Origin of the sequence: Actinomadura luzonensis, assembly GCF_022664455.2 — a bacterium.
GTDB classification, from domain to species: Bacteria; Actinomycetota; Actinomycetes; order Streptosporangiales; family Streptosporangiaceae; genus Nonomuraea; species Nonomuraea luzonensis.
In genome coordinates this window covers 1,398,951-1,423,120 of the sequence record NZ_JAKRKC020000002.1, presented here as the reverse complement: position 1 = coordinate 1,423,120, position 24,170 = coordinate 1,398,951, and the positions used below count along the sequence as shown (strand labels likewise).

22 protein-coding genes are annotated in these 24,170 nt (G+C 75.5%); 10 read left to right on the top strand and 12 right to left on the bottom strand.

Annotated features, from left to right (window positions below):
- The first annotated feature begins 45 nt into the window (after window positions 1-45).
- The 6 genes from MF672_RS36805 to MF672_RS36780 are packed head-to-tail and all read left to right on the top strand — an operon-like array spanning window position 46 to window position 6,718.
- Window positions 46-1,245 carry an ROK family transcriptional regulator gene (locus MF672_RS36805; protein ID WP_242379359.1) on the top strand — a complete coding sequence of 400 codons (1,200 nt, stop codon included), beginning with the start codon at window positions 46-48 and terminating at the stop codon, window positions 1,243-1,245.
- 41 nt (window positions 1,246-1,286) lie between these two features.
- Complete coding sequence (locus tag MF672_RS36800; RefSeq protein ID WP_242379360.1) at window positions 1,287-2,627, top strand: ABC transporter substrate-binding protein; 1,341 nt, start codon at window positions 1,287-1,289, stop codon at window positions 2,625-2,627.
- 2 nt (window positions 2,628-2,629) lie between these two features.
- Window positions 2,630-3,568, top strand: coding sequence for a carbohydrate ABC transporter permease (locus tag MF672_RS36795; protein WP_242379361.1), 939 nt, complete (start codon window positions 2,630-2,632; stop codon window positions 3,566-3,568).
- On the top strand, window positions 3,565-4,398 hold the full coding sequence (locus MF672_RS36790) for a carbohydrate ABC transporter permease (RefSeq protein ID WP_242379362.1): 834 nt from the start codon (window positions 3,565-3,567) through the stop codon (window positions 4,396-4,398). The genes MF672_RS36795 and MF672_RS36790 overlap by 4 nt, the downstream gene beginning before the upstream one ends.
- A complete protein-coding gene (locus MF672_RS36785; protein ID WP_242379363.1) occupies window positions 4,395-5,669 on the top strand; it encodes a family 4 glycosyl hydrolase in 1,275 nt (424 codons plus the stop codon). Before MF672_RS36790 ends, MF672_RS36785 begins: the two co-directional genes overlap by 4 nt.
- A complete protein-coding gene (locus MF672_RS36780; protein WP_242379364.1) occupies window positions 5,666-6,718 on the top strand; it encodes an N-acetylglucosamine kinase in 1,053 nt (350 codons plus the stop codon). Before MF672_RS36785 ends, MF672_RS36780 begins: the two co-directional genes overlap by 4 nt.
- Before the next feature lie 34 nt (window positions 6,719-6,752).
- On the opposite strand, the gene MF672_RS36775 is transcribed toward MF672_RS36780, so the two are convergent.
- From MF672_RS36775 to MF672_RS36725, 10 genes are all read right to left on the bottom strand, one after another.
- A complete protein-coding gene (locus tag MF672_RS36775; protein WP_242379366.1) occupies window positions 6,753-7,418 on the bottom strand; it encodes a FadR/GntR family transcriptional regulator in 666 nt (221 codons plus the stop codon).
- Window positions 7,415-8,542, bottom strand: coding sequence for an L-talarate/galactarate dehydratase (locus MF672_RS36770; RefSeq protein ID WP_242379367.1), 1,128 nt, complete (start codon window positions 8,540-8,542; stop codon window positions 7,415-7,417). The genes MF672_RS36775 and MF672_RS36770 overlap by 4 nt, the downstream gene beginning before the upstream one ends.
- The gene (locus tag MF672_RS36765) at window positions 8,539-9,933 is read right to left on the bottom strand and encodes a glycosyltransferase 87 family protein (RefSeq protein WP_247815607.1); all 1,395 of its coding nucleotides are present in this window, start codon (window positions 9,931-9,933) and stop codon (window positions 8,539-8,541) included. Before MF672_RS36765 ends, MF672_RS36770 begins: the two co-directional genes overlap by 4 nt.
- A gap of 179 nt (window positions 9,934-10,112) precedes the next feature.
- The gene (locus MF672_RS36760) at window positions 10,113-10,586 is read right to left on the bottom strand and encodes an Lrp/AsnC family transcriptional regulator (RefSeq protein ID WP_242384038.1); all 474 of its coding nucleotides are present in this window, start codon (window positions 10,584-10,586) and stop codon (window positions 10,113-10,115) included.
- Between the two features lie 24 nt (window positions 10,587-10,610).
- Window positions 10,611-11,204, bottom strand: coding sequence for a GTP-binding protein (locus MF672_RS36755; RefSeq protein WP_242384039.1), 594 nt, complete (start codon window positions 11,202-11,204; stop codon window positions 10,611-10,613).
- A 256-nt stretch (window positions 11,205-11,460) separates the two neighbouring features.
- Window positions 11,461-12,327, bottom strand: coding sequence for a terpene synthase family protein (locus MF672_RS36750; RefSeq protein ID WP_242384040.1), 867 nt, complete (start codon window positions 12,325-12,327; stop codon window positions 11,461-11,463).
- A 169-nt stretch (window positions 12,328-12,496) separates the two neighbouring features.
- Complete coding sequence (locus MF672_RS36745) at window positions 12,497-13,480, bottom strand: helix-turn-helix transcriptional regulator (protein WP_247815606.1); 984 nt, start codon at window positions 13,478-13,480, stop codon at window positions 12,497-12,499.
- Complete coding sequence (locus MF672_RS51570) at window positions 13,432-15,648, bottom strand: AAA family ATPase (protein ID WP_302893337.1); 2,217 nt, start codon at window positions 15,646-15,648, stop codon at window positions 13,432-13,434. Before MF672_RS51570 ends, MF672_RS36745 begins: the two co-directional genes overlap by 49 nt.
- An 85-nt stretch (window positions 15,649-15,733) precedes the next feature.
- On the bottom strand, window positions 15,734-16,507 hold the full coding sequence (locus MF672_RS36730) for a protein phosphatase 2C domain-containing protein (protein WP_242376787.1): 774 nt from the start codon (window positions 16,505-16,507) through the stop codon (window positions 15,734-15,736).
- Window positions 16,508-16,546: 39 nt separating this feature from the next.
- A complete protein-coding gene (locus tag MF672_RS36725; RefSeq protein WP_242376785.1) occupies window positions 16,547-17,656 on the bottom strand; it encodes a M24 family metallopeptidase in 1,110 nt (369 codons plus the stop codon).
- Between the two features lie 140 nt (window positions 17,657-17,796).
- On the opposite strand from MF672_RS36725, the gene MF672_RS36720 reads away from it, so the two are divergent.
- Window positions 17,797-18,999: a PP2C family protein-serine/threonine phosphatase gene (locus tag MF672_RS36720; RefSeq protein WP_242376782.1), complete on the top strand. Its 1,203-nt coding sequence runs from the start codon at window positions 17,797-17,799 to the stop codon at window positions 18,997-18,999.
- Between the two features lie 5 nt (window positions 19,000-19,004).
- Window positions 19,005-19,901: a 5'-3' exonuclease gene (locus MF672_RS36715; RefSeq protein WP_242376793.1), complete on the top strand. Its 897-nt coding sequence runs from the start codon at window positions 19,005-19,007 to the stop codon at window positions 19,899-19,901.
- 32 nt (window positions 19,902-19,933) lie between these two features.
- On the opposite strand, the gene menD is transcribed toward MF672_RS36715, so the two are convergent.
- Complete coding sequence (gene menD / locus MF672_RS36710) at window positions 19,934-21,595, bottom strand: 2-succinyl-5-enolpyruvyl-6-hydroxy-3-cyclohexene-1-carboxylic-acid synthase (protein ID WP_242376780.1); 1,662 nt, start codon at window positions 21,593-21,595, stop codon at window positions 19,934-19,936.
- Window positions 21,592-22,485, bottom strand: coding sequence for an o-succinylbenzoate synthase (locus MF672_RS36705; RefSeq protein ID WP_242376778.1), 894 nt, complete (start codon window positions 22,483-22,485; stop codon window positions 21,592-21,594). Before MF672_RS36705 ends, menD begins: the two co-directional genes overlap by 4 nt.
- Window positions 22,486-22,585: 100 nt before the next feature.
- On the opposite strand from MF672_RS36705, the gene MF672_RS36700 reads away from it, so the two are divergent.
- On the top strand, window positions 22,586-23,734 hold the full coding sequence (locus MF672_RS36700) for an AMP-binding protein (protein ID WP_242376776.1): 1,149 nt from the start codon (window positions 22,586-22,588) through the stop codon (window positions 23,732-23,734).
- Between the two features lie 43 nt (window positions 23,735-23,777).
- The gene (locus MF672_RS36695; protein ID WP_242376774.1) at window positions 23,778-24,110 is read left to right on the top strand and encodes a hypothetical protein; all 333 of its coding nucleotides are present in this window, start codon (window positions 23,778-23,780) and stop codon (window positions 24,108-24,110) included.
- Window positions 24,111-24,170 lie beyond the last annotated feature (60 nt).

Here is a 24,170-nt window from a genome sequence, read left to right as displayed (position 1 = left end):
ATGCTGAGTTAGGAAAGTTTCCTAACCCTTAAGCAAGGAGACGCCGTGAGCGGTCCGGTGCCGGGGACCCCCAGTCTGCTACGCGCCATCAACGACCGCGCGGCCCTGCAGGCCCTCCTCGACCGCGGCCCGCTCACCCGCCCCGAGATCGGCGCGCTCACCGGCCTGTCCAAGCCCACCGCCTCCCAGCTCCTCGCCCGGCTCCAGGAGGCGGGCCTGGTGGTCCTGGACGGCGTCAGGGAGGGCCTGCCGGGACGGACCGCCGAGGTGTACCGGATCAACCCGGCGGCGGCGTACGCGGGCGCCCTGGACGTCACCCCTGACCGCATCGAGGCCAGGATCGCCGACCTCACCGGCACGGTCGTGGGCGAGCACACGCTGCCCACCCCGCGCCGGCGGCCGGCCGGCGAGCTGGTCGACCGGCTGAACGCGGCGCTGGCCGGCGCGAACCCGCCGGACAAGCCGCGCCGGGTGGTGATCGGCGTGCAGGCGGCGGTCGACCCGGGCACCGGCCGGCTGGGGTACGCCGCGGCCAAGGACGTCCCCGGCTGGCAGCTCCCCGACCTGGTGCCCACCCTGTCCGCCGGCCTGGGCGTGCCGGTGGACGTCGAGAACAACGTCAACCTCGTCGCCCTGGCCGAGCAGGCCCACGGCGCGGCCCGCGACGGCGGCGACTTCGTGCTGCTGTGGGCCGACGAGGGCATCGGCTCGGCGGTCGTGCTCGGCGGGCGGCTGCACCGGGGCGCGACGGGCGGCGCGGGCGAGGTCGGCTACATGCCGACGCCGGGCGCGCCGACGGCCCGCGAGGCCGGCCGCTACGCCAGCCACGGCTACCAGGCGCTGACCGGCGGCCCTGCGGTGCTCAAGCTGCTGCGCTCGTACGGCGTGCGCGGCGGCGACTTCCGGCAGGCGGTCGCCGCGGCCGTGCGCCTGGCGGAGGGCTCGGGCCAGCGGGCCGACGACGCCCGCGCCGGGCTGCGCGACATCGCCGCCCGCCTGGCGGTCGGCCTGGCCGCCATCACCTCCGTCCTCGACCCCGCCCTGATCGTGCTGACCGGCGGCGTCGTGCTGTCCGGCGGCGAGACCCTGCGCGAGCTGGTGGAGCACGAGCTGCACGCGCTGACGATCCCCCGCCCGCGGGTGCGGCTGTCCACCGTCGAGGGCAACCCGGTCCTGGCCGGCGCGCTCGACCAGGCGCTCGGCACCGTGCGGGAGGAGGTGTTCGGCTCCACCGTCCGCCCCTGAGACCCCATGACTCCCCCCGCGACTGGCAGGAGGCACCCCCCGTGCGTCTCGTCCCCCTGGCGGCCGCCGCGGCACTGCTGTGCTCCGCGGCGCTGACCGCCTGCACCGCCGGCAAGGAGGCCGGGCCCTCGCTCGGCGCTCCCCGTCCCTCCGGATCCGCCTCGCAGGCGCTTCCGGCCGCCACCGTCGAGCTGTGGCACGGCTTCTCGACCGACGCCGAGGTCAAGGCGTTCGAGGACGCCATCGCCCGGTTCAACCAGAAGTACCCGCAGATCACCGTCAAGGCCACCAAGGGCGTCCAGGACGACCAGATCACCCAGGCCGTCCGCGGCGGCAACCCGCCCGACGTGGCCGCCTCGTTCACCACCGACAACGTCGCCCAGTGGTGCAGGTCGGGAGCGTTCCAGGACCTGACGCCCGTGATCAGGCAGGACGGGATCGACCTGTCGGTGCTGCCGGCCGTCGCGCGCTCCTACACCGCCTTCGCCGGCCGCCAGTGCACGCTGCCGCTGCTGGCCGACGCCTACGGCCTCTACTACAACAAGGCCCTGATGAAGGGCCACCAGCCGCCCCGGACGCTGAGCGAGCTGGCCGACCTGGCCAAGAAGCTCACGGTCCGGGACGCCGACGGCACGATCAAGGTCGCCGGGTTCGTCCCGAGCGTCCAGTACTACGAGAACAGCCCGAGCCACCTCGGCCCGATGGTGGGCGCGAAGTGGTACAACGCCGACGGCACCTCGGCCATCGGCTCCGACCCGGCCTGGCGCGAGCTGCTGACCTGGCAGAAGGAGCTGATCGACTGGTACGGCCGCGACAAGCTGGAGAAGTTCAGGAAGGGCCTCGGCGACGAGTGGAGCGCCGAGCACCCGTTCTACAAGGGCAAGGTCGCGATGATCCTGGACGGCGAGTGGCGCACCGCCATGATCGCGGGCGAGGCGAAGGACCTGGACTACGGCACCGCTCCCCTGCCCGTCTCCGACAGCCGTCCCGAGCTGTACGGCAGCGGCTTCACCGCCGGGACCGTGATCGGCGTGCCCAAGGGCGCGGCGCACCCGCAGCAGGCGTGGGAGCTGGTGAAGTACCTGACCACGGACACCGGCTCGCTGGTGACGTTGTCGAACGCGCTGCGCAACGTGCCCACGACGAAGGCCGCGATGGAGTCGCCCGACCTGGTGAAGGACGCCCGTTTCCAGACCTTCCTCGACATCTTCGCCCACCCGCGCACCTCGACGCTGCCGGCCAGCGTGAACAGCGTGTTCAACCAGGAGGCGTTCGCCGCGTTCGTCGCCAAGTGGGAGAGCGGTTCGGTGACCGACCTGGCGGCCGGGCTGAAGGGCGTGGACAAGCAGATCGACGACAAGCTCAAGCTGTCCGGAGGCTGAGGGTGAGCTTCGCGCCGACCTCGCGGCGGCCGCGAGGGGAGGGCCTGCGCGCCCTGCTCTGGCTGTCGCCGTGGCTCGCCGGGGTGGCCGTCTTCTTCGTCTACCCGCTGCTGTCGACCGTGTACTTCTCCTTCCACCGCTACGACATGTACACGCTGGAGTTCGCCGGGCTGGACAACTACCGCTACCTGCTGCACGACCCCAGGGTGGGCGTCTCGGCGCGCAACACGTTGTGGCTGGTGGCGTTCATGGTCCCGGCGACCGTGCTGTTCTCGCTGGCCCTGGCGCAGCTCGTGACCCGGCTCAAGGCCGGGGCCGGGCTGCTGCGGACGGTGTTCTACCTGCCGTCGCTGGTGCCGATGACGGCCGGCACGATCACGTTCGTCTTCCTGCTCAACCCCGGCACCGGCCCGGTCGACCACCTGCTGTCGCTGCTGGGGGTGCGCGGGCCGGACTGGTTCGGCGACCCGGACTGGTCGAAGCCGAGCCTGACGCTGCTGTCGTTGTGGGGCTGCGGCCAGCTCATGGTGATCTTCATGGCGGCGCTGCTGGACGTGCCGCGCCACCTGTACGAGGCCGCCGCGATCGACGGCGCGGGCCCTTGGCGGCAGTTCCGCAGCGTGACGCTGCCGGTGATCGCGCCGGTGCTGATGTTCGCGCTGGTGACGAACGTCATCTACGCCCTGCAGTACTTCTCCCAGGCGATGGTCGCCTCCCGGGTCGCCTCGGGCGTGACGGACTCGCCGGGCAGCTCGTTCTCGCCCGGCTACCCGGAGGAGTCGCTGCTGACGCTGCCGCAGTGGCTGTTCCAGACCGGCTTCCGCGACTACTCGATGGGGTACGCCTGCGTGCTGGCGCTGCTGCTGTTCGCCGTCTCGATGATCTTCACGCTGATCCTGCTGCGGCAGTTCCGCGGGGCCGAGGCCGGGGAGGGCTCGTGAGCGCCCGGCGGCGGCGGGTGCTGCTGTGGATCGCCACGCACGCGCTGGCGGTCGCGCTGGCGCTGATGTTCCTGGCGCCGGTGGTGTTCATGGCGCTGACCGCGCTGATGACCGACGAGCAGGCGCTGACCAGCGACCTGTGGCCGCGGAGCTGGAACTGGGCCAACTTCGCCGCGGTGTTCGACCGGTCGCTGCTGCTGCGGTGGGCGGGCAACACGCTGATGTACGCGGTGCTCGGCACGCTGTTCACGGTGGTGTCGTCGGTGCCGGTCGCCTACGCCCTGGCCCGGTTCCGGTTCAGGGGGCGGCGGACGGCGTTCCTCGTGGTGGTCACCACGATGATGCTGCCGCCGCAGGTGGTGGCGGTGCCGATCTACCTGGTGTGGGCGCGGGCCGGGCTGACCGACACGCTGTGGCCGCTGATCCTGCCGCTGCTGCTCGGGGACGCGTTCTCGATCTTCCTGCTGCGCCAGTTCCTGGTCACGATCCCGCGCGACTACACCGACGCGGCGAAGGTGGACGGCTGCTCCGACCTGCGCACGCTGCTGCGGGTGGTGCTGCCGATGGCGCGCCCGGCGGTGGCGGCGGTCGCGCTGTTCCAGTTCTTCTACTGCTGGAACGACTACTACGGGCCGCTGCTGTACGCCGGGGTGCAGCAGGACCACCTGACGCTGTCGCTGGGCCTGGCCACCTTCAAGGCCTTCCACAGCGTGCAGTGGAACCTCACCATGGCCGCCACGCTGCTGGTGACGGCGCCGGTGATCGTCGTGTTCTTCCTCGCCCAGCGGGTGTTCATCGAGGGCGTGACCTTGACGGGGGTGAAAGGGTGAAGCTGGCCGTGGTCGGGGGCGGCTCGACGTACACGCCGGAGCTCATCGACGGGTTCGCGCGGCTGCGCGAGGAGCTGCCGGTGTCGGAGATCGCACTGATCGACCCGGACCCGTCCCGGCTGGAGCTGGTGGCGGGCATGGCGCGGCGGATGCTCGCGCACGCGGGGCACCCGGCGCGGGTGCTCGCGACCGCCTCGGCCGCCGAGGGCGTGGCGGGGGCGGCGGTGGTGCTGTTCCAGCTCCGGGTCGGCGGGCAGGCGGCGCGCGAGCTGGACGAGACGGTGCCGCTCCGGTGCGGCTGCGTGGGGCAGGAGACGACGGGCGCGGGCGGCCTCGCCAAGGCGCTGCGCACGGTCCCGGTGGTGCTGTCGATCGCGGAGACCGTGCGCGAGCACGCGCCGGAGGCGTGGATCGTGGACTTCACCAACCCGGTCGGCATCGTCACCCGGGCGCTGCTGGACGCCGGGCACCGCGCGATCGGCCTGTGCAACGTGGCGATCGGCTTCCAGCGGCGCTTCGCCTCCTGGCTCGGCGTCGAGCCGTCGCGGGTGTCGCTCGGGCACGTCGGGCTCAACCACCTGTCGTGGGAGCGGGCGGTGTACCTGGACGGGGCCGACGTGCTGCCCCGGCTGCTGAAGGAGCGCGGCGCGGAGCTGGCCGGGATGGCGGGGCTGCGGCCGGGCCTGCTGGCGCGGCTGGGCGCGGTGCCGTCGTACTACCTGCGTTACTTCTACGCCCACGACGCCGTGGTGCGCGAGCAGCGGGACGCGCCGACGCGCGCCTCGCAGGTCGCGGCGCTGGAGGCGCGGCTGCTGGAGCTGTACGCCGACCCGGCCGTGGTGACCAAGCCGGAGCTGCTGGCCGGGCGCGGCGGGGCGTTCTACTCCGAGGCGGCGGTGGCGCTGATCGCCTCGCTGCTCGGCGACCGGGGGGACGTGCAGGTGGTGAACGTGCGCAACGGCGGCACGCTGCCGTTCCTGCCGCCGGAGGCGGTCGTGGAGGTGCCGGCGGCGGTGGGGGCTTCGGGCGCGGCGCCGCTGCCGGTGCCGCCGGTGGAGCCGCTGTACGCGGGGCTGATCGGGCACGTGTCGGCGTACGAGACGCTGGCGCTGGAGGCGGCGCTGCGCGGCGGCGCGGACCGGGTGCGGGACGCGCTGCTCGCCCACCCCCTCGTCGGGCAGGACGAGGTCGCGGAGGAGCTGACGGGCCTGCTGCTGGAGGCGGGCCGCGCGCACCTGCCGTGGGCCGCCTCAGGGGCGGTGGGCGGGTGAGGCTCGTCCTGGCCGTGGACGGCGGCAACAGCAAGACGGACGTGGCCGTCGTCGCGGAGGACGGCCGGGTGCTGGCGGCCGGGCGGGCGGGGGCGTTCGCGCCGCAGCGCGAGGGCGTGGCGGCGGCTGTGGACGTGGTGGCGGCGGCGGTCGCGGCGCTGTCCCCCGCCGGCGCCGGCGGCGGGATCGGCGGCGGAATCGACGGCAGGCTCGGCGGGCGGTTCGACGGCCGGTTCGGCGGCGGGTTCGAGCACGTGTCGGCGTGCCTGGCCGGGGCCGACCTGCCGGTGGAGGAGGCGGCGCTGGCGCGCGAGCTCGCCGCGCGGGGCCTCGGCGCCGAGGTGGTGGTGCGGAACGACACGTTCGCGCTGCTGCGGGCGGGGGCGTCCGCGCCGTGGGGGGTGGCGGTGGTGTGCGGGGCGGGCATCAACGCCGTCGGCGTCGCGCCCGGCGGCGCGGTGGCCCGCTTCCCGGCGCTGGGCCGCCTCAGCGGCGACTGGGGCGGCGGGCACTGCCTCGGCGAGGAGGCGCTGTGGCACGCGGCCCGCGCCGAGGACGGCCGGGGCGTCCCGACCGCCCTCGCCGGCCTGGTCACCGCGCACTTCGGGACGCCGACCGTCGAGGAGCTCGTCCTCGCGCTGCACCTGGGCCGGCTGGACGAGGGACGGCTGCACGAGCTGGCGCCCGGCGTGCTGGCGGCCGCCTCGGCCGGCGACGCGGTGGCGACGTCGCTGGTGCAGCGGCAGGCCGAGGAGGTGGCGGTGCTGGCCGAGGTGTGCCTGCGGCGGCTCGGCCTGCTGGACACGCCGGCCGAGGTGGTGCTCGGCGGCGGCCTGCTGACGGCCCGGGACCCGCTGCTGACGTCGCTGCTGGAGGGCGAGTTCGCGGTGCGGGCGCCGCGCGCGGAGCCGGTGGTGGCCGACGTGCCGCCGGTGCTGGGGGCGGCCCTGCTCGGCCTGGACCGCCTGGGCGCTCCTGAGGAGGCCAAGGCGCGGCTCCGCGCCCATTACGGGGTGCCGGGTCCGGCGGCGGCCTCCGCGTGCCCCTGAGCCCTACCTGGGGCCCCGGGCTGGGGGTCGCGGGTCAGGGGTCGCGGAGGAGGCGGGCGCGGCTGGCGGACAGGTGGACGCGGACGGCCGCGCGGGCCGCCTCGGCGTCCCGCCGTTCGATGGCGGCGTGGACGGCGTCGTGCTCGGCCACGATCCCGGCGAAGTCGGGGCGGTCCGCCCGGAGCCGGTCGCGCGGCACGATGATCATGGACGGGCCGAGCGAGGCGAGCAGGTCGCCGTAGTACCGGTTGCCGGTGGCCAGGGCGACGCGCAGGTGGAACAGGTAGTCGGCGTGCACCGCCGCGCCCGGGTTGCCGGCCGCCGCCGCGAACGCCTCCAGGGCCTCGCGCAGCCCGGCGAGTGCCGCGTCCGTGCGCCGGGCGGCGGCCAGCCCGGCCGCCTCGACCTCGACCCCCATGCGGAAGTCCAGCAGGTCGAGCACGTCCTGCCGGGTCCTGGCGGGTGCCGGGCCGAAGCCGGTGGTGCTCGGCCTGGCCAGCACGAAGCTGCCCCGGCCGTGCTGGGTCTCGACCAGCCCGGCGGCCTTGAGCCTGGCCATGGCCTCGCGCACGACCGTGCGGCTGACCCCGTACGCGTCCACCAGGTCGCTCTCGGTCGGCAGCCGCTCGCCGGGCCGGATCACGCCCTCCTGGATGCGCGCGGTCAGCGTGTCGACGAGCTGCTGGGTGCGGCTGGTCACGAGACCTCGTGGCGTGCGGTGGTCCACCGGGCGGCCTGCTCGCTCAGCGTGACGCCGATCCCGGGCCGGTCGGGCAGCAGCATGCGGCCGTCGCGGATCTCCAGCCGCTCCTCGAACAGCGGCTCCAGCCACTCGAAGTGCTCCACCCAGGGCTCCAGCGGGTACGCGGCCGCCAGGTGGAGGTGGATCTCCATGGCGAAGTGGGGGGCGAGCTGGAGGCGTTCGTGCCCGGCCAGGGCGGCCAGCCGCAGGAACGGGGTGATGCCGCCGATGCGGGGCGCGTCGGGCTGGACGACGTCCGCGCCGCCGGCCCTGATGAGCTCGGCGTGCTCGGCGACGCTGGTCAGCATCTCGCCGGTGGCGATCGGGGTGTCGAGCGCGGCGGCCAGGGCGGCGTGCCCGGCGTGGTCGTAGGCGTCCAGCGGCTCCTCGATCCAGACCAGGCCGAACTCCTCCAGCGCGCGGCCCATGCGGGCGGCGGCCGGGCGGTCCCACTGCTGGTTGGCGTCCACCATCAGGGGGACGTGGTCGCCCAGGTGCTCGCGCACGGCCCGCACCCGGGCCAGGTCGGCGCGGGTGTCCGGCTGCCCGACCTTGATCTTGACGCCGCCGATGCCGCGCTCCAGCGCCGCGGTGGCGTTCTCCAGCACCTGCTCGATCGGGGCGTGCAGGAAGCCGCCCGAGGTGTTGTAGCAGCGCACGGAGTCGCGGTGGGCGCCGAGCAGCTTGGCCAGGGGCAGGCCGGCGCGCTTGGCCTTCAGGTCCCACAGGGCGACGTCGAAGGCGGCGATGGCCTGCACGGCCAGGCCGCTGCGGCCGACGGACGCGCCCGCCCAGCACAGCTTGTCCCAGATGCGCGGGATGTCGCTGGGGTCCTCGCCGATCAGCTCGCCCGCGATCTCCTTGGCGTGGGCGTACTGGCCGGGGCCGCCCGCGCGCTTGGAGTAGGCGAAGCCGACGCCCTCGTGGCCCTGCTCGCTCTCGATCTCGGCGAACAGGAACGCGATCTCGGTCATCGGGCGCTGGCGGCCGGTCAGCACCTTCGCGTCGCTGACGGGGGTGCCGAGAGGGAGGCAGACGGACGAGAGCCGGACGCGGGCGACGCGGTCCGCTGAAGTCATCATGACGACATGGTAAGTCGTCGTACGACTGCGGCGGCGAGCACCCCCGCCGCGGCGGCCGCGTAGGCGGGCGCGCCGAAGGGCGTCAGGTACGCGGCCGCGCCCGCGAGGGGCACGCCGAGCCATTCCCGTCGCCCGTCGAGCGCCGCCAGGCCCGCGACCAGGAGGGCGTACCAGGGGTAGCCGGGGGTCAGGACGAGGAAGGCCGTGCCGGCCGCCAGGAGCGCGCCGCGCCACGGGCGGGCCGGGTCGCCGCGCAGGAGGACGTGCACGAGCACGGCGGCGAGGACCGCCAGGGCGGCGGGCGGCGCCCAGGCGTCGGGCAGGAGGAGGCGGAGCAGGGCGTAGCGCCCGCCGTTCGCGGCCTCGTCGTAGCCCTCCTCGGCCAGGTAGCCGGACAGGTAGCCGAGGACGGACGCGCGGGAGCCGAGCACGTAGGGCAGGTAGGCGAGAACCACGGCCGTCCCTGCCCCCGCCATCACCCACCCCGCGCGCCCGCGCCCGTTTCCTCCGAGGACGGCGGGCCCGACCAGGGCCGGGATGAGTTTCACCGCCACCGCCGCCCCGAGCAGTGCCCCCAGCCCCGCCGCCCGCCACCGGCTCCCGGCCCGGAGGCCGAGCGCGACCACGACGGCGGCGACGGCGAGCACGTCCACGTGCGCGTTGTTCACCGCCTCCATCGGGACGGCCGGGCACCACGCCCACAGCGCCGCCCCGCGCACGTCGCCGCGCCGCCGCAGGACGGCCAGCAGGGCCGCCGCGGTGGCGGCGGCCAGCAGCGCGCCGCCCACCTGCAGCGGCTTGTGCCGCGCCCCGGCGGGCGAGAGCCGGTCCACCAGGAGGAAGTACGCCTCGGCGAGCGGCGGGTAGACGGTGTGGACGGTGGGCCGGTTGATGCGGGTGCAGCCGCCGTCCGGCAAGGGGTAGAGGCGGCCCTCGGCGCAGCCGGGGAAGAGCCAGGGGTCGCGCAGGCGGGCGAGCGCGGGGTCGGCGGGGGCGCGGTCGTACGGGGAGAGGCCGGCGGACTGGACGCGGCCGTCCCAGGCGTAGCGGAAGGAGTCGGTGCTGGTGGCGGGCGGGGCGAGAAGGCCGGTGGCGATCACCGCCAGACCGCCCGCCGCCACCAGCCGCCCGGCGGCCGGGGCGGGCACGCGGCCCAGGGCCCGCACGGCCGCCGCGAACAGCCCCCACGCCAGCGCGTACCACCAGGGAAGGGCAGCGGGGGCGGCGCGGAACACGACGGCCATCACCACCACCAGACCGGCCACCGGCGCGGCCGCGGCCACCACCCGCAACCGCCCCGCCCGGGACGGCGGCCCCGGGCGGGCGTCGGCGGGCGGGGATGCGGCGGGTGCGGCCTCGGCGGCGGGCCGGGCCGGGTCGGCGGGCGTCATGAGGTGCAGCGTCGCACCCGGACGCGGCGCCGGGGCGGCGGGCGGCCGATCCGTCCGCACTCCGTAAGAACCGTTCCGGCGCGCTCCCGTCGAAGGCGTCAGGCGGACCCCGCGCGCTCCCCTCGAAGGGGCTCGAGCGGGCCTTGAAGGGGCTCAGGCGGGCCGGCGGGCCTGGCCCGTCAGGGGGTGTCGGGGGCCGGGTCGGGGTCGGGGGCGACCTCCGGCGGCCGGTGCTCGTACGGCGTGCTCAGCACCACGGTCGTCCGCGTCGAGACGTGCGCCGCGGCCCGGATCTGCTGCAGCAGGTCCTCCAGAGCCACCGGCGAGGCCACCCGCACCTTGAGGATGTAGCTCTCGTCGCCCGCCACGCTGTGGCACGCCTCGATGGCGCTCAGGTGGGCGAGCCGGTCGGGGGCGTCGTCGGGCGCGGCGGGGTCGATCGGCTTGATCGACACGAAGGCGGTCAGCGGCAGCCCGATCGCGTCGTGGTCGACGATCGCGGCGTAGCCGCGCACGACGCCGCGCTTCTCCAGGCGGCGCACCCGCTGATGCACGGCCGAGACCGAGAGCCCGGTCTCCCTGGCCAGGTCGGTGAAGCTCATGCGGCCGTCGCGGGCCAGCAGCGTGATGATCCGGCGGTCGATCTCCTCCATCGGATCAAAGGTAGCCGGTCATGGTCACGACATGGTCCCGACCGGGGAGACGCCCCGGCGCATCGCGTGCTCCACGAGCGTGATGAGGACCTCCCTGCCGGAGTCGCGGCGGCGTGCGTCGCAGCGCACGATGGGGATGTCGGGCTCCAGGCCGATCGCGTCGCGCACCTCGCCGACGGTGAAGTGCTGGGTGCCCTCGAAGCAGTTGAGCGCCACGACGAACGGCTGGCCGCGCTTCTCGAAGTAGTCGACGGAGGGGAAGCAGTCGTCCAGGCGGCGGGTGTCGGCCAGGACGACCGCGCCGAGCGCGCCCATGGCCAGCTCGTCCCAGACGAAGAAGAAGCGTTCCTGGCCGGGGGTGCCGAACAGGTACAGCATGTAGTCGTTGCGGATCGTGATGCGGCCGAAGTCCATGGCGACCGTGGTGGTGAGCTTGCGCTCGACACCGGACAGATCGTCCACGTCGGTGCCGACCTGGGTCAGCGCCTCCTCGGTGCGCAGTGGCCGGGTCTCGGAGACGGCGCCCACCATGGTGGTCTTGCCCGCGCCGAATCCCCCGGCGATCAAGATCTTGATCGCTGTCGGCAGTCGCCAATGGTCAGAGCGACCGAATTCCATCCAGCACCGCCCGTACATCTCCCGCGCATGCGCGGCCCGCCCTGAGGTGCCGTGGTCAGTGGTACCTGTCAAGGTGTGTTGAGAAGGCCGATCCACATGCCTGGCATCGAGACACCCTAGCAACGCCACATTTTCCACTCAAGCCGCAAGTTTTTACAAGAAACCAAATGTCACGGTTTGTAGCGCACGGCCCCATTATTCGCCGCGCTGACGCCTGTCCAGTCAAGGAAGGGTGTCAGGCGATCCGACAGGACCTTTACGCGCTGCGTCCGTAGTCCGAAAAGCCGTGGAAACCGGCCTGGAAGCCGAGCCGCCGCCGCAGGTGGACGGCGGTGCGGGGGCTGTGCTCCCGCAGCGGCTCCAGCAGCGCGAGCGCCTCGCCGGCCAGCCGCGCCATCGCCTCCGTCACCTCGGCGCGGCTGACGCCGAGCGCCAGGACGTTGAGGTCGCCCCAGCTCATGTCCTTCCGGTACGACACCACGTCGCCGAGCAGGTGCAGGTAGCGCTGAACGTGGCGGCTGACCCCGCGCAGCTCCTCCAGGTGCGCCCTGGCCCAGTCGTCGGAGGCGTAGATCCAGTGGGACAGGTCCACGAAGCACGAGCCGCGGCTGTCGGCGTTGCCGAGGTAGCCGCCCAGCGGCGGCGAGGCCCCCGTGTCGCGCCACACCCAGTTGCGGGCCATGCCGTGCGACGTCCGCGCTAGCTGGTCGCGCCAGAGCCACCGCAGCTCGCCGAACTCCTTGACGGTGGCCAGCTCGTCGCGCAGGTCGGCGAGGAAGCGGGCGGCGGCCGTGCGCGGCACCGCGCCGTCGGCGACCGACAGGCACTCGCGGGTCAGGCGGTCGACCTGCTCGCGGGTGTTGGCGGTGTGGTCCACCAGCCGGTCCACGGCCAGCACCCACAGGGCGGCCCGGTTGGCGACCTTCAGCCGGTCGGCCGTGGCCCAGGGGGCGCTGAAGGCGGTGGCGAGGGTCAGGGCGTCGTACCGCCCCGCGCCGAAGGCGGCCGGCGGGAACAGCGGCCGGTACATCTGGGCGCAGCCGCGCAGGTCCCTGCCGCACTCGGCGGCCAGCGCGCACGTCCTGCCGAGCTCGAACGCCTCGTCCAGCTCGCCGTATGGCATCCTAGGGCCGCTCGATGGGCTCGCTGGGCATGGGCGATGCCTCCGTCCGTGTCCCCTGGAGGGCGGGCGGCGGATAACGGCCCCGCGATTGCCGCATCGGGCACCCGGATTGCGCGCAAGGACCTCCACCTCCTCCACCGCGATTCGGTCACGACGGAACACGCCGCCCTCACCGCGCCGCCTCTCCTCCCTCCGCGGTGACCCTGGCGGCGAGGGCGGCCCGCGAGCCGATGCCGAGCTTGGTGTAGATCTTGCCGATGTGGTACTCGACGGTCTTGACGCTGATCAGCAGCTCGGTGGCGATCTGCCGGTTGGTCAGGCCGTGGGCCACCAGGGTCGCGGTGCTGAGCTCCTGCGGGGTGAGCCCGAGGCGGGCCGTCGCCTGCGGCTCCAGCCCGCACGCCGCGAGCTCGCGGTCGCAGCGTTCGGCCAGCGGACGCGCCCCCAGCCGGGCGAAGACGACGCGCGCGGCGGCGAGGCGCCCGGCAGCCGCCCGCCGGCGTCCGGTCCGCCGCAGCAGCCGCCCCAGGTCCAGCAGCACCCGCGCCTCCTCCAGCGGACGCGCCCCGCCCTCCACCAGCCCGAGAGCCCGCAGGAGGCTCTGCTCCGCCTCCTTTGGAACGTTCCTGGCCGCCAGCAGCACCCCTTCGAGCCTGAGCCGCTCGGCACGTCCCGCGCGGCGGCCCTGCCCGTCGTCCATAGCGGCCAGGACGTGCGCCGCCTCGGTCAGGCGCCCGGCGGCGATCAGCGCCTCGACGCGGCGCGGGCGCGCGTCGGGCACGAAGGGGACGGCGGTGCCGTCGCCCGGCGGCGCGTCCTCGGCGCCGAGCAGCGCCAGGGCCTGCGCCGCCTGGACCTCGCCGAGGGCGTGCCGCAGATGGCGGGCCGCGCTCATGGCGGCGCGGGCGTGGGCGAGGGCGCGGTCGTGGTGTCCCTGGGCGGCGAGCGGGGCCACGCGGACGGCCTCCAGGGTGGGCAGGAGCCAGCGTTGCCCGAGCGCCGCCGCCTCGGCCAGGGCGCGCCGCGCGGCCGCGCGGGTCTCGCGGTCGGCGGCGCCGTGCTCGGCGGCGGCGAGCAGCCCGGTGGCCGTCAGCCGGTGGTGGGTCAGCCCGGCCCGCCCGCCTCGGTCACCACGTGCCGCAGGACGTCGCACGCCCGCTCGGGCTCGCCCCTCCCGAGCCACGCCACCGCCGCCGCCAGGCCGCCCTCCTCCGGGTCGGCGCTCGCGGGTGACACCAGGGCCAGGACGTCGCGCGGCCGGGCGATCGCGCTCTGGATGGGCTCGTCGAGCGCCCGGCGGGCCCAGCGGGCGGCACCGGCCGGGTCGCCGGTGAGGAGGTGGAGCCAGGCCAGCTGCTCGGCGACGTCGGCGGCGAGGCCGGGCTCGCGGTGGTGCCAGGCCGCGTCCAGCAGGTCCGCCGCCTCGTCGAAGCGGGCGGTGACGAGGGCGAGCCGGCCCAGCACGTACGAGCGCGCCGCAACGGCGTCGGCCCCGCCCCGCCCGGCGGCGTCGCCCATGAGGGCGTCACGCCCAGCGGCGTCGCGCAGGAGGGCGGCGAGCCGGGCCGCGTGGCGGGCGTCGCCGCTCAGCAGGACGTGCTCGACGGCGGCGGTGCGCAGCGCGTCCCGGCGGGCGGGGGCGAGCGCCGGGTCGGTGAGGCCGGCGGCCAGCTCCAGGTGGGCGGCGGCCTCCCGCCACTGGCCGTGCTGGGCGATCTTGGCCGCGTACCCGGCCAGCTCGTCCGCCAGGTCGTCGTCCGGCCCGGCGGACGCGGCGGCCCGGTGCCGCAGGGCCGTGCCGGTGTCGCCGGCCGCCGCGGCGGCGGCCAGGTGCAGCCGCGCCCGGGTGCCGGCGCCGAGGCCGTCGTAGGCGGCGGCGCGGGCGAGCGGGTCGGGGAAGGCGACGAGGTGGCCGGGCAGCTCCCGCAGGAGCCCGGCGGTGACGGCCTCCTCCAGGTCGTTCAGTGGGTCGGGCAGCCCGCCCGCGACGGCGGCGGCCGTGTGCAGCGGGCAGGCGTCGCCGAGGACCGCGCAGGCCGTGACGAGCCGCCTGGCGCCGGGGGCGAGGCCGGCCAGGCGGCGGGCGAAGGGGCGGGCGTAGGTGGCGGGGGCGGGCAGGCGCGCGCCGAGGTCCCGCAGGACGGGCGGCGGGACGGCGTCCAGCAGGGCGCCGGCGTGCAGGGGGTTGCCGAGGGTGTGGTCGCGCAGGCGTTCGGCGGCCTCCTCGCTCAGCACGTCCGCGTACGGCCGGCTCGGCGCGGGATCCTCGGGGTCCGGCCGCCCCGGGGCGGGGCCGAAGGGACGGGGCTGCCCTGTGTCCGTGTCGGGCGCAGAACGGGCGGCGGCTAGTTCGGCCAGGTCGGCGGCGGTGAGACCGCCGAGGGGCAGGTGGAGGGCGCCGTCGGCGGTCAGGAGGCGGCGCAGGCCGTCGGGCAGCCACGGGCCGGCCAGGTCGCGGCAGAGCACGAGGACGAGCACCCGCGCGGTGCGGAGGCGGCGCAGCACGTACGCGAGGGTGTGCAGGGACGGCAGGTCTGCCCACTGCGCGTCGTCGATCACCAGGACCACCGGCCCGCCGGTCTTCTGCGCCGCGGTGATGATCCCGCAGATCGCCTCCCCCGCCGCGTGGGGTCCCGCCGCGGGGAACCCGGCCCCGGCCGGGAGAGCGACCCCGTCCGGCTCCGCCACCGGCGGCGCGGCTCCAGCCGGGAGCGTGACGGCACCGGGCCCCGCCACCGGGCGCGCGGCTCCAGCCGGGAGGGTGGTGGCGCCGGGCCTTGCTGCCGGAGCAGCCTCGCCGGGCTCTGCCGCAGTAGAGCCGGGTCCGTCCGGGGCGGGCTGGCGGTGGGGCGGGCTCTGGGTGGTGGTGCGCCCGCCCGCCGGGGCGAGCTGCCGTTCCGCCTCGTCGGCGAGCTGCCGTGCGACGCCCAGCCACAGGCCGCGCTCGCTCTCCTCCCCGGCGACCGCCACCACCCGCACCGGCCCCTCGCCCTCCGCGCCGAGCGCCCCGACTGCCCCGGCCGCGCCGGCCCGCAACGGCCGCTCAGCCTCTCCGCCGACCGCGCCGACCACGCCGACCGCCCCCACCCGCAACGGCCGCTCAGCTTCTTCGCCGACCGCCGCCGGCCGGTCCCCGGGCCCGGCCTCCTCATCGGCGGCCGCTGCCCGGTCCCGGAGCTCGGTTTGCGTCAGTTGCCGGACGAGGGCCGTTTTGCCGATGCCTTCGGGTCCTTCGACCACCGCCGTCCTGGTCCGGCCGCCGGCCGCCGCGCGCAGTTCGGCGCGCAGCAGGGCGAGCTCCGCCGTCCGCCCGACGAACATGGCGCACTCCCTCCGCCGCGGGCCGCGTACGCAAGGGAAGAGCGGCGGCGGCGCGGCCAGATACGTGCGCAACGTCGCGCTCCGGTCACGGAACGGTCACCCGCGCCCACACGGCGGTCGCGTCGTCGTGGAGCTTGCCCCGCACCACGCCGCTCCCGGCCTCCAGTGCCCGCACCTCGTCGATGACCGCCCGCGGGCCCCGGGACTCCAGCTCGGCGGCGAGGGTGTCCCAGCTCCAGCCGTACCGGTCGACGAGCCGGGTGACGCCGTCGGTGCACAGGCCGGCCGCGCGCAGCTCCCGCAGGGGCACGCTGCCGGTGACGGCCTGGCGGGCGGCCTCGGGCCGGGCGGCGGCCACCCAGAACCCCTCAGGCGTGTTGCGCAGGCTCCGCACCAGCTCCAGCGAGTACGGCCGCCCGCCCGGCAGCCGCTCCAGCCGGTCGTCGGCCACCACCCGCACGCCGCCGCCCGCCGTCGCGAGCAGCACCGGCGAGTCGCCCAGCACCAGGTACTCCAGCCGCCCGCCCGCCACCCGGGCCAGGGCCACGGTCGCCGACGGCGAGTCGGGGTTGCCGAGGTCGCAGCCGGAGCCGTGCGCGCCCATGGTGGCGGCGATGGCCTCCTCCAGCACCCCGGTCAGCGGCGTGCCCGTGCGCGGCCCGGCCGACAGCCGCGCGGCGAGCGCCCCGCCGAGCCGCGCCACCAGCCACGGGACGTCGTGCGCGCACCCGCTGTCCACCCCGGCCGGCGCCGTGGCCCCGTCGAGCACGACCGCCCACGAGGGCCCGGCGATCACCAGGTCCTCGTTGGGCCGGCCGGCGGACCCTGGCGCGCTGGCGCAGGAGACCTCAGCGAACATCCGGGCCACGGCGAAGGACGGGCGACAGGGTGGCGCGGCTCAGACGACCACCAGCTCGCGGGTGGTGTTGTTGAGCCGCTCGCCGCCGGTCTCGGTGCACACGACGATGTCCTCGATGCGCGCGCCGTGCCGCCCGGGCAGGTAGATGCCGGGCTCGACGGAGAAGGCGTGCCCGGGCTCCAGCGGCTCGCGGTTGCCCGCCACGATGTACGGCTCCTCGTGCGTCTCGATGCCGATGCCGTGCCCGGTGCGGTGCACGAAGTGCTCGCCGTGCCCGGCCGCCGCGATGAGGTCGCGGGCGGCGGCGTCGACGGACTCGCAGGTCACGCCGGGCCGCACGGCCGCGCAGGCGGCCTCCTGCGCCTGGCGCAGCACCTCGTAGTAGGCGGCGAAGCCGGCGGGCGGCTCGCCGACGCTGTAGACGCGGGTGGAGTCGGAGCAGTAGCCGTTGTGGAGCTGGCCGCCGATGTCGACCACGACGGGCTCGCCGGCCTGGATGACGCGGTCGGAGACGTCGTGGTGCGGGCTCGCGCCGTTGGGGCCGGAGGCGACGATCACGAAGTCGACCGTGGCGTGGCCCGCGGCGAGGATGGCCTCGGCGATGTCGCGCGCCACCTCGCGCTCGGTGCGCCCGGCCCGCAGCAGCCCGGGCACCTGGCGGTGGACGGCGTCGATGGCCTCCCCCGCCTCGCGCAGCGCGGCCACCTCGGCCGGTGACTTGCGCATCCGCAGCTCCCGCAGCACGCTGCCGGCCAGCACCTGCTCGGCACCGGGCAGCACCTCGCGGAACCGCAGCGACGACATGGCCCACATGCGGTCGGCGAGGCCCACCTTCGCCGGCAGGCCGAGCCGGGCGGCGGCGATCGCGTAGGGGTCGTCGGTCTCGTCCCAGGCCACGAACTCCAGGCCGAGCCGCGAGGCGGGCGAGGCCTCGGCGGCGGGCAGCTCCAGCCGGGGCACCAGCATGTACGGCTCGCCGGCCGCGGGCACCACGAGGCAGGTCAGCCGCTCCAGTGGCTTGGCGTCGTAGCCGCTGACGTAGCGGAGGTCAGGGCCGGGAGTGAGGAGCAGCGCGTCGAGGCCGCCCTTGGCCGTCGCCTCCTGGACGGCGGCCAGCCGGGACACGGGATACAGGTCTGAGGACGTCACAGGCCCAATCTACTCGCGCCCGGCCCGCCTAAAATCCGCGGAAAGCTCTCGCCAGACCTTCCGGCATCGCTACACTCCGTTCCTTGCCGATCACGTAGTGTGGGAACAATTGTCCAGATCCACTGCGCTTTGAGAGTGAGATGATGGTCGACGTCATGAGCGCGGCGGCGCTGCTCGGGCCGGACACCGACGCGGAGATGCTGGCCGTGCGGCTGGCCCACGCGCAGCGGCTCGGCAACATGGGCTGGGCCGAGTGGCACTTCCACACCGGCGAGACGACCTGGTCCGACCAGGTCTACACGATCTTCGGCCGCGACCCGGGCGAGGGCCCGATCGCGCTGCCCCGGCTGGCCGAGCACGTCGATCCGGCCGATGTGGCGGCGCTGGACCGGCTGCTGTGGTCCGCGCTGCGCGGGGCGGAGCCGGTCCAGGCCGAGCTGCGCATCCGCCGCGGCGGCAACTGGAGCGACCTCCGCGACGTGCGCGTGGTGCTGGAGCCGCTGATGAGCGGCGGCGGCCCGGTCGGCCTGCACGGCGTCATCCAGGACATCACCGGCCGCCGCCGCGCCGAGCGGATGATGTCGGAGTCGCGCCGCCAGCTCCTGGAGGCGCGCGAGCGGGCCGCCGAGGAGCGCCACGTGATGCTGGCGCTGCGCGAGGCGATCCTGCCCGACCCCACCTGCCCGCCGGCCCTGCCGGACCTGCGGGTGGCGGTGCGGTACGTGCCCGCCGAGAAGACCGCGAACCTGGGCGGCGACTGGTTCGAGGCGGCCCCGGCCCCCGACGGCCGGCTGCTGCTGGCCGTCGGCGACGTCTCCGGCCACGGCCTGCCCGCCATCGCCCACATGGCGCAGCTCCGGCACGCCCTGGTGGGGCTGGCCATGACGGGCCGGCCCGCGCACCGGCTGCTCGACTGGCTGAACGAGCTGGTGCTGCACCAGTTCAGGGACACCACCGCCACGGCCGTCATCGGCCATCTCGACGCGCGCACGAGGGTGTTCGCCTGGGGCCAGGCGGGGCACCTGGCGCCGGTCCTGGTGCGCGAGGGGAAGGCGACCCGGCTGGACCCGCCGCGCGGGGTGCTGCTGGGGGCCGCGGCCGGGCGGCCGTACGAGCTGGCCATGACGCGGCTGCTGCCGGGCGACGTGCTGCTGATGTTCACCGACGGGCTGGTGGAGCGGCGCACCCGCGACCTCGACGTCGGTCTCGACCTGGTGCTGGCCGCCGCCCGCGACGTGCCGGGCCGCGACCTGGAGCCCGGGCTGGACAAGCTGCTGGCCGACATCGGCGGCCCCAACCCGGAGGACGACGCGTGCCTGCTGGGGGTCGGCATACTGGGGTAGTGCTGATGCTTCTGGACACCCCGTCCCTCTACTTCCGCGCCTTCTTCGGCGTGCCGGAGACCATCAAGGCGCCGGACGGCACGCCCGTCAACGCGGTCCGCGGCCTCATCGACATGATCGCCACGCTGGTGCGCGACCACGCGCCCGCCGAGCTGGTGGCCACGATGGACGCCGACTGGCGGCCGGCGTTCCGGGTGGCGGCGATCCCGACGTACAAGGCCCATCGGGTCGCCCAGGGCGAGGCGGAGGAGGTGCCGGAGACGCTGGTGCCGCAGGTCGCGATCATCAACGAGGTGCTGGACGCGCTCGGCGTCGCCCGCCTGGAGTCGCCCGGGTACGAGGCCGACGACGTGATCGGCACCCTCACCCACCGGGCGGGCCGCGGCGCGGTCGACATCGTCACCGGCGACCGCGACCTGTTCCAGCTCGTGGACGACGCCCGCCCGGTCCGGGTGCTCTACACCGCCCGCGGCATCCGCAACCTGCAGATCGTGGACGAGGAGTTCGTCACCGGCAAGTACGGCGTCCCGGGCCGCGCCTACGCCGACTTCGCCACCCTGCGCGGCGATCCCAGCGACGGCCTGCCGGGCGTGGCGGGCGTCGGCGAGAAGACCGCCGCCGCCCTCATCACCCGTTTCGGCTCGCTGCCGGCGATGCTGGCGGCCCTGGACGCGGGCGAGTCCGACGGCTTCCCGGCGGGCAGCCGCACCAAGCTGGCCGCCGCCCGCGACTACCTGCGCGCCGCGCCCGCCGTGGTGAAGGTGGCGCACGACGCGCCGCTCCCCGACGCCGACCTCACGCTGCCGGCCAAGCCGCGCGACCCGGAGGCGCTGGTGGCGCTGGCCGACCGCTGGGGCCTGGACGGCCCGCTCAACCGCCTGCTGACGGTCCTCGGCCGGTAGGCCGACAGGCCGACAGCCGGGGATAGGGCGGCTCAGGCGGCCAGGGCGGCGCGCACGGCCTCCTGCGCGGCGTCGCGCAGGCGGGCGTGCACCAGCACGTTCTCCTCGCGGTCGGTGCGCACCTCGACCACCCGGGGCCCTTCGCCGCGCAGCGCCTTCGGCAGGTCCGCGAGGTCCGACACCAGCGTGTACGGCGTCCCGGTGGCAGCCGCCACGTACCCGAGGTCGACCCCGTGCGGCGTGCCGAAGACCCGCTCGAACGGGTCGCGCACCGCGGCCTGCGGCAGCAGCGAGAAGATGCCGCCCCCGTCGTTGTTGACCACGACCAGGCACAGGTCGGGCCGCGGCTCGCGGGGGCCGAGGATCAGGCCGTTCTGGTCGTGCAGGAACGTCAGGTCGCCGAGCAGCGCGTACGACGGCCCGTTGTGCGCCAGCGCCGCCCCCATCGCCGTGGAGACCAGCCCGTCGATGCCGGAGGCGCCCCGGTTGGCCATGAGCCGGATGCCGCGCCGCGGCCGCATCGCCTGGTCGAGGTCGCGGATCGGCATGGAGGAGCCGCAGAACAGCAGCGCCCCGTTCGGCAGGGCGTCGACGAGGTCGCGGGCGAGGCGCGGCTCGCTCAGCCCGGAGGCGTCGAGCACCTCGTCGACGGCGGCCCGCGCCGCCTGGTCGGCGTGCCGCCAGGCGTGCAGCCAGCTGTCGTCGCCGGCCGCGACCGGGATCTCGACGGCCTGCGCGACCTGGGTGGCCGAGCGGGTCGGGTCGGGCCAGCGGTCGAGGTCGGGGGCGACCACGATGTGCTCGCCGGCCCGCCGCAGCCACGACAGCAGCGGCCGCGACAGCCCGGGCCGGCCGAGCGTGACGACCACGTCGGGCCGGTGGGCGTCGGCGAACTCGGGCGTGCCGAGCAGGTAGTGGTAGGTGGAGACGGCGTGGTCGCCGTAGCGGGCGCCGCCGTTGGGCTCCGACAGCACCGGCCAGCCGGCCATGCCGGCGGCGGCGACGTAGCGGCGCACGTTGGCGGCGCCGTCGCCGACGACGAGCACGCCGCGCCGGGTGGGCGGGATGTGCAGGGCGATGGGCGGCGGCGCGACGCGGGCCCGCACCCAGGGGCCGGCCGCGCCGCCGTCCAGCGGCTCGCACCAGTCGTTGTCGCCGTCGGGGATGAGCGGCTCGCGGAAGGCCAGGTTGAGGTGGACGGGGCCGGCGCCGGCCGGGCCGGCGGCGCGCTGGTAGGCGCGGCAGGCCAGCGACCGCCAGTAGGCGACCTGGCCGGGGCGGTCCTCGGGCGCGCCGACCTCGGCGAACCAGCGCACCGCGCCGCCGTACACCTTGATCTGGTCGATCGTCTGGTTGGCGCCGGTGCCGCGCAGCTCGGGCGGCCGGTCGGCGGTGAGCACCAGCAGCGGGACGCCGGACTCGGCGGCCTCGATCACGGCCGGGTGGAAGTTGGCGGTGGCGGTGCCGGAGGAGCAGATCAGCGCCACCGGCCGCTCGGCCCGCTTGGCCAGCCCCAGCGCCAGGTACGACGCCGAGCGCTCGTCGATGCGCACGTGCAGGCGCACCCGCGACTCGGCGTGCAGCGCCAGCGCCAGCGGGGCCGAGCGCGAGCCGGGCGCGAGCACCACGTCGGTCAGGCCGCAGCGCACCAGCTCGTCGACCAGCACGGTGGCCAGCGCGGTCGCGGGGTTCAACGTGATGCCTCCTGCATCCGGCGGAGCCACTGGGGAGAGTCAATTTCGAATGCCGACAAAAGCTGAAAATTCACCTCGGGACGGCGGACCGTCAGCTCGCCGCCGACGGGCACCAGCGAGTCGTCCACGACGTCGCCGCTCAGCAGCGCCATCGTGCCGAGCCCGCACGCGTACGGCAGCGACGGCAGCGCCGCGGCCAGCGCCAGCCCCGCCGCCAGCCCCACGGACGTCTCCACGGCGCTGGAGACCACGGCCGGCAGCCCGCACGCCTCCACCACGCGCAGCGCCTCACGCACTCCGCCGAGCGGCTGCACCTTGACCACCGCCACGTCGGCCGCCTCGGCCGCGCGCACCCGCAGCGGGTCCTCGGCGCGCCGGATCGACTCGTCGGCCGCGATCGGCACGTCGCAGGCCCGCCGCACCGCGGCCAGCTCCTCCAGCGTGGCGCACGGCTGCTCGGCGTACTCCAGCTCGTACTTGTCCAGGCGCTTCAGCCGGGAGACCGCCTCGTCGACGCTCCAGGCGCCGTTGACGTCGACCCGCAGCCGCCCGGACGGGCCGAGCGCGTCGCGCACCGCCTCCACCCTCGCCACGTCGTCGTCGAACGTCTGCCCGCGCTCGGCCACCTTGACCTTGGCCGTGCCGCAGCCGGAGCGCCGCACGATGGCGTGCGCCTCCTCGGGGTCCACGGCCGGGACGGTGGCGTTGACCGGCACCCGCTCGCGCACCGGCGCCGGCCAGCCCTCGAAGGCCGCCTCGCGGGCGCAGGCCAGCCACCGGGCGCACTCGCGCGGGCCGTACTCGGGGAACGGCGAGAACTCGCCCCATCCGGCCGGGCCGCGCAGCAGCACGCCCTCCCTGACGGTCTGCCCCCGGAACCGTGTCCGCATCGGGATCCTGAAGACCACGGGGGCCTCGGGAGAACGCGCCACGACCCTCCCCCGCTTTCCCTGCGCACCTGTCCGACCTGTCGCCATTAACCTTACGAGCATGTGGAGGAACCCGTCGCATCCGGACCGCCCGCTGCATGCCATTGTGCAGCCTCCGGGGCCTGCCCTGTTCACGGCCGTCCGGCGGGCGCTCGACGGCAGCGGCCCGGCGGTGCTGCCGCTCGCGCCCGGGCCCTCCGCCGCCGCCGTCGTCGCCGCGCTGCGGCCCACCCACGTGGACGGCGAGCCGTACGAAGGCGGGCAGGGCGTGCCGGAGGACGTCGCCGTCGTGATCGCCACCAGCGGCAGCACCGGCGCGCCCAAGGGCGTCATGTTGTCGGCCACCGCGCTGCGCGCCTCCGCGGCGTCCTCGCTGCGCCGCCTGGAGGCGTCCAAGGGCGAGCGCTGGCTGTGCTGCCTGCCGGTCGCGCACGTCTCCGGCCTCCAGGTGCTGGTGCGCGCGCTGCTGTCGGGCAGCGAGCCGATCATCCACGCGGGCTTCGACGCGCGCGCGGTGCTGGAGTCGGGGGCGCAGCACGTCTCGCTGGTGCCCACGCAGCTCCACCGGCTGGTGGAGCTGGAGACCGACCTGTCGGTGTTCAGGACGATCCTGCTGGGCGGCGCCGCGCCCCGTCCCGGCCTGGTGGAGCGTGCCAGGGACCTCGGCGCGCGGGTGGTGATGTCGTACGGCAGCAGCGAGACCAGCGGCGGCTGCGTGTACGACGGCCAGCCCCTTTACAATGTAGATCTCAAGATCGGCGCGGACGGCCTGATCAGGATCGCCGGCCCCGTGCTGTTCTCCGGCTACCGCTCCGGCGAGCCCGCGCCCTTCGACGGCGGCTGGTTCGTCACCTCCGACCTCGGCGAGCTGGCCGGCGGGCGGCTGCGGGTGCTGGGCCGGGCCGACGACGTGATCAACACCGGCGGCGAGAAGGTCGTGGCCGCCGCCGTGGCCGCCGTGCTGGGCACCCACCCGGAGGTCGCCGACGTCGCCGTGATCGGCGTGCCCGATCAGGAGTGGGGCGAACGGGTCACCGCCGTCGTGGTCCCCGCCGATCCCAACACGCCGCCCACGCTTGAGCAATTGCGGGCATATTCCCGCGATAGGCTGCCTCCTCATGCCGCCCCCCGCGAGCTGCGCCTTGTCGCCGCGCTGCCCCTCCTGCCGAACGGCAAGACCGATCTGGTCAGGCTGAAGGCCGGAACCTGACGGAGTGCCGCTGCGTCATAGTGGGGAGAAGGAGGGACCTCGAATGGACCAGACCCGCAAGATGTGGGCATCCGCGGCCGTGGTCGGCGTGATCGTGGCCGGCGGCGTGTCCATCGCGGCGGCCGCCTCGGCGGGCAGGCTCGACCGGGTGAGCGAGCAGACCAGGGCGGTGGTGGGCGGCACGTCGCCGTCCGGCGCGCCCGGGCAGCCCGCCGCGACCCCGAGCGGCACGGACGACGGCGTCGTCGTCTCCGAGGAGGTCAACCCCGATCCCGACGAGGTGCTCCGCTACTGGAGCGACGACCGCATGGAGGGCGCGGAGCCCATGCCGATGCCGGTGGTCACGGAGAGCGGGACGTTCCACATCACGGAGTGACCGCCCGGGCCCCGATGCCGGCACACGACATCTGCCCCTTTTCCGGTATTTCGTCCCCTC

Excerpts from the sequence above, each read along its gene's own strand:
- MF672_RS36770 (WP_242379367.1), bottom strand. The coding sequence starts at position 8,542 with ATGATGACTTCAGCGGACCGCGTCGCCCGCGTCCGGCTCTCGTCCGTC.
- MF672_RS36765 (WP_247815607.1), bottom strand. The coding sequence starts at position 9,933 with ATGACGCCCGCCGACCCGGCCCGGCCCGCCGCCGAGGCCGCACCCGCC.
- MF672_RS36760 (WP_242384038.1), bottom strand. The coding sequence starts at position 10,586 with ATGGAGGAGATCGACCGCCGGATCATCACGCTGCTGGCCCGCGACGGC.
- MF672_RS36755 (WP_242384039.1), bottom strand. The coding sequence starts at position 11,204 with ATGGAATTCGGTCGCTCTGACCATTGGCGACTGCCGACAGCGATCAAG.
- MF672_RS36750 (WP_242384040.1), bottom strand. The coding sequence starts at position 12,327 with ATGCCATACGGCGAGCTGGACGAGGCGTTCGAGCTCGGCAGGACGTGC.
- MF672_RS51570 (WP_302893337.1), bottom strand. The coding sequence starts at position 15,648 with ATGTTCGTCGGGCGGACGGCGGAGCTCGCCCTGCTGCGCGCCGAACTG.
- MF672_RS36730 (WP_242376787.1), bottom strand. The coding sequence starts at position 16,507 with ATGTTCGCTGAGGTCTCCTGCGCCAGCGCGCCAGGGTCCGCCGGCCGG.
- MF672_RS36720 (WP_242376782.1), top strand. The coding sequence starts at position 17,797 with ATGATGGTCGACGTCATGAGCGCGGCGGCGCTGCTCGGGCCGGACACC.
- MF672_RS36715 (WP_242376793.1), top strand. The coding sequence starts at position 19,005 with ATGCTTCTGGACACCCCGTCCCTCTACTTCCGCGCCTTCTTCGGCGTG.
- MF672_RS36705 (WP_242376778.1), bottom strand. The coding sequence starts at position 22,485 with ATGCGGACACGGTTCCGGGGGCAGACCGTCAGGGAGGGCGTGCTGCTG.
- MF672_RS36700 (WP_242376776.1), top strand. The coding sequence starts at position 22,586 with ATGTGGAGGAACCCGTCGCATCCGGACCGCCCGCTGCATGCCATTGTG.
- MF672_RS36695 (WP_242376774.1), top strand. The coding sequence starts at position 23,778 with ATGGACCAGACCCGCAAGATGTGGGCATCCGCGGCCGTGGTCGGCGTG.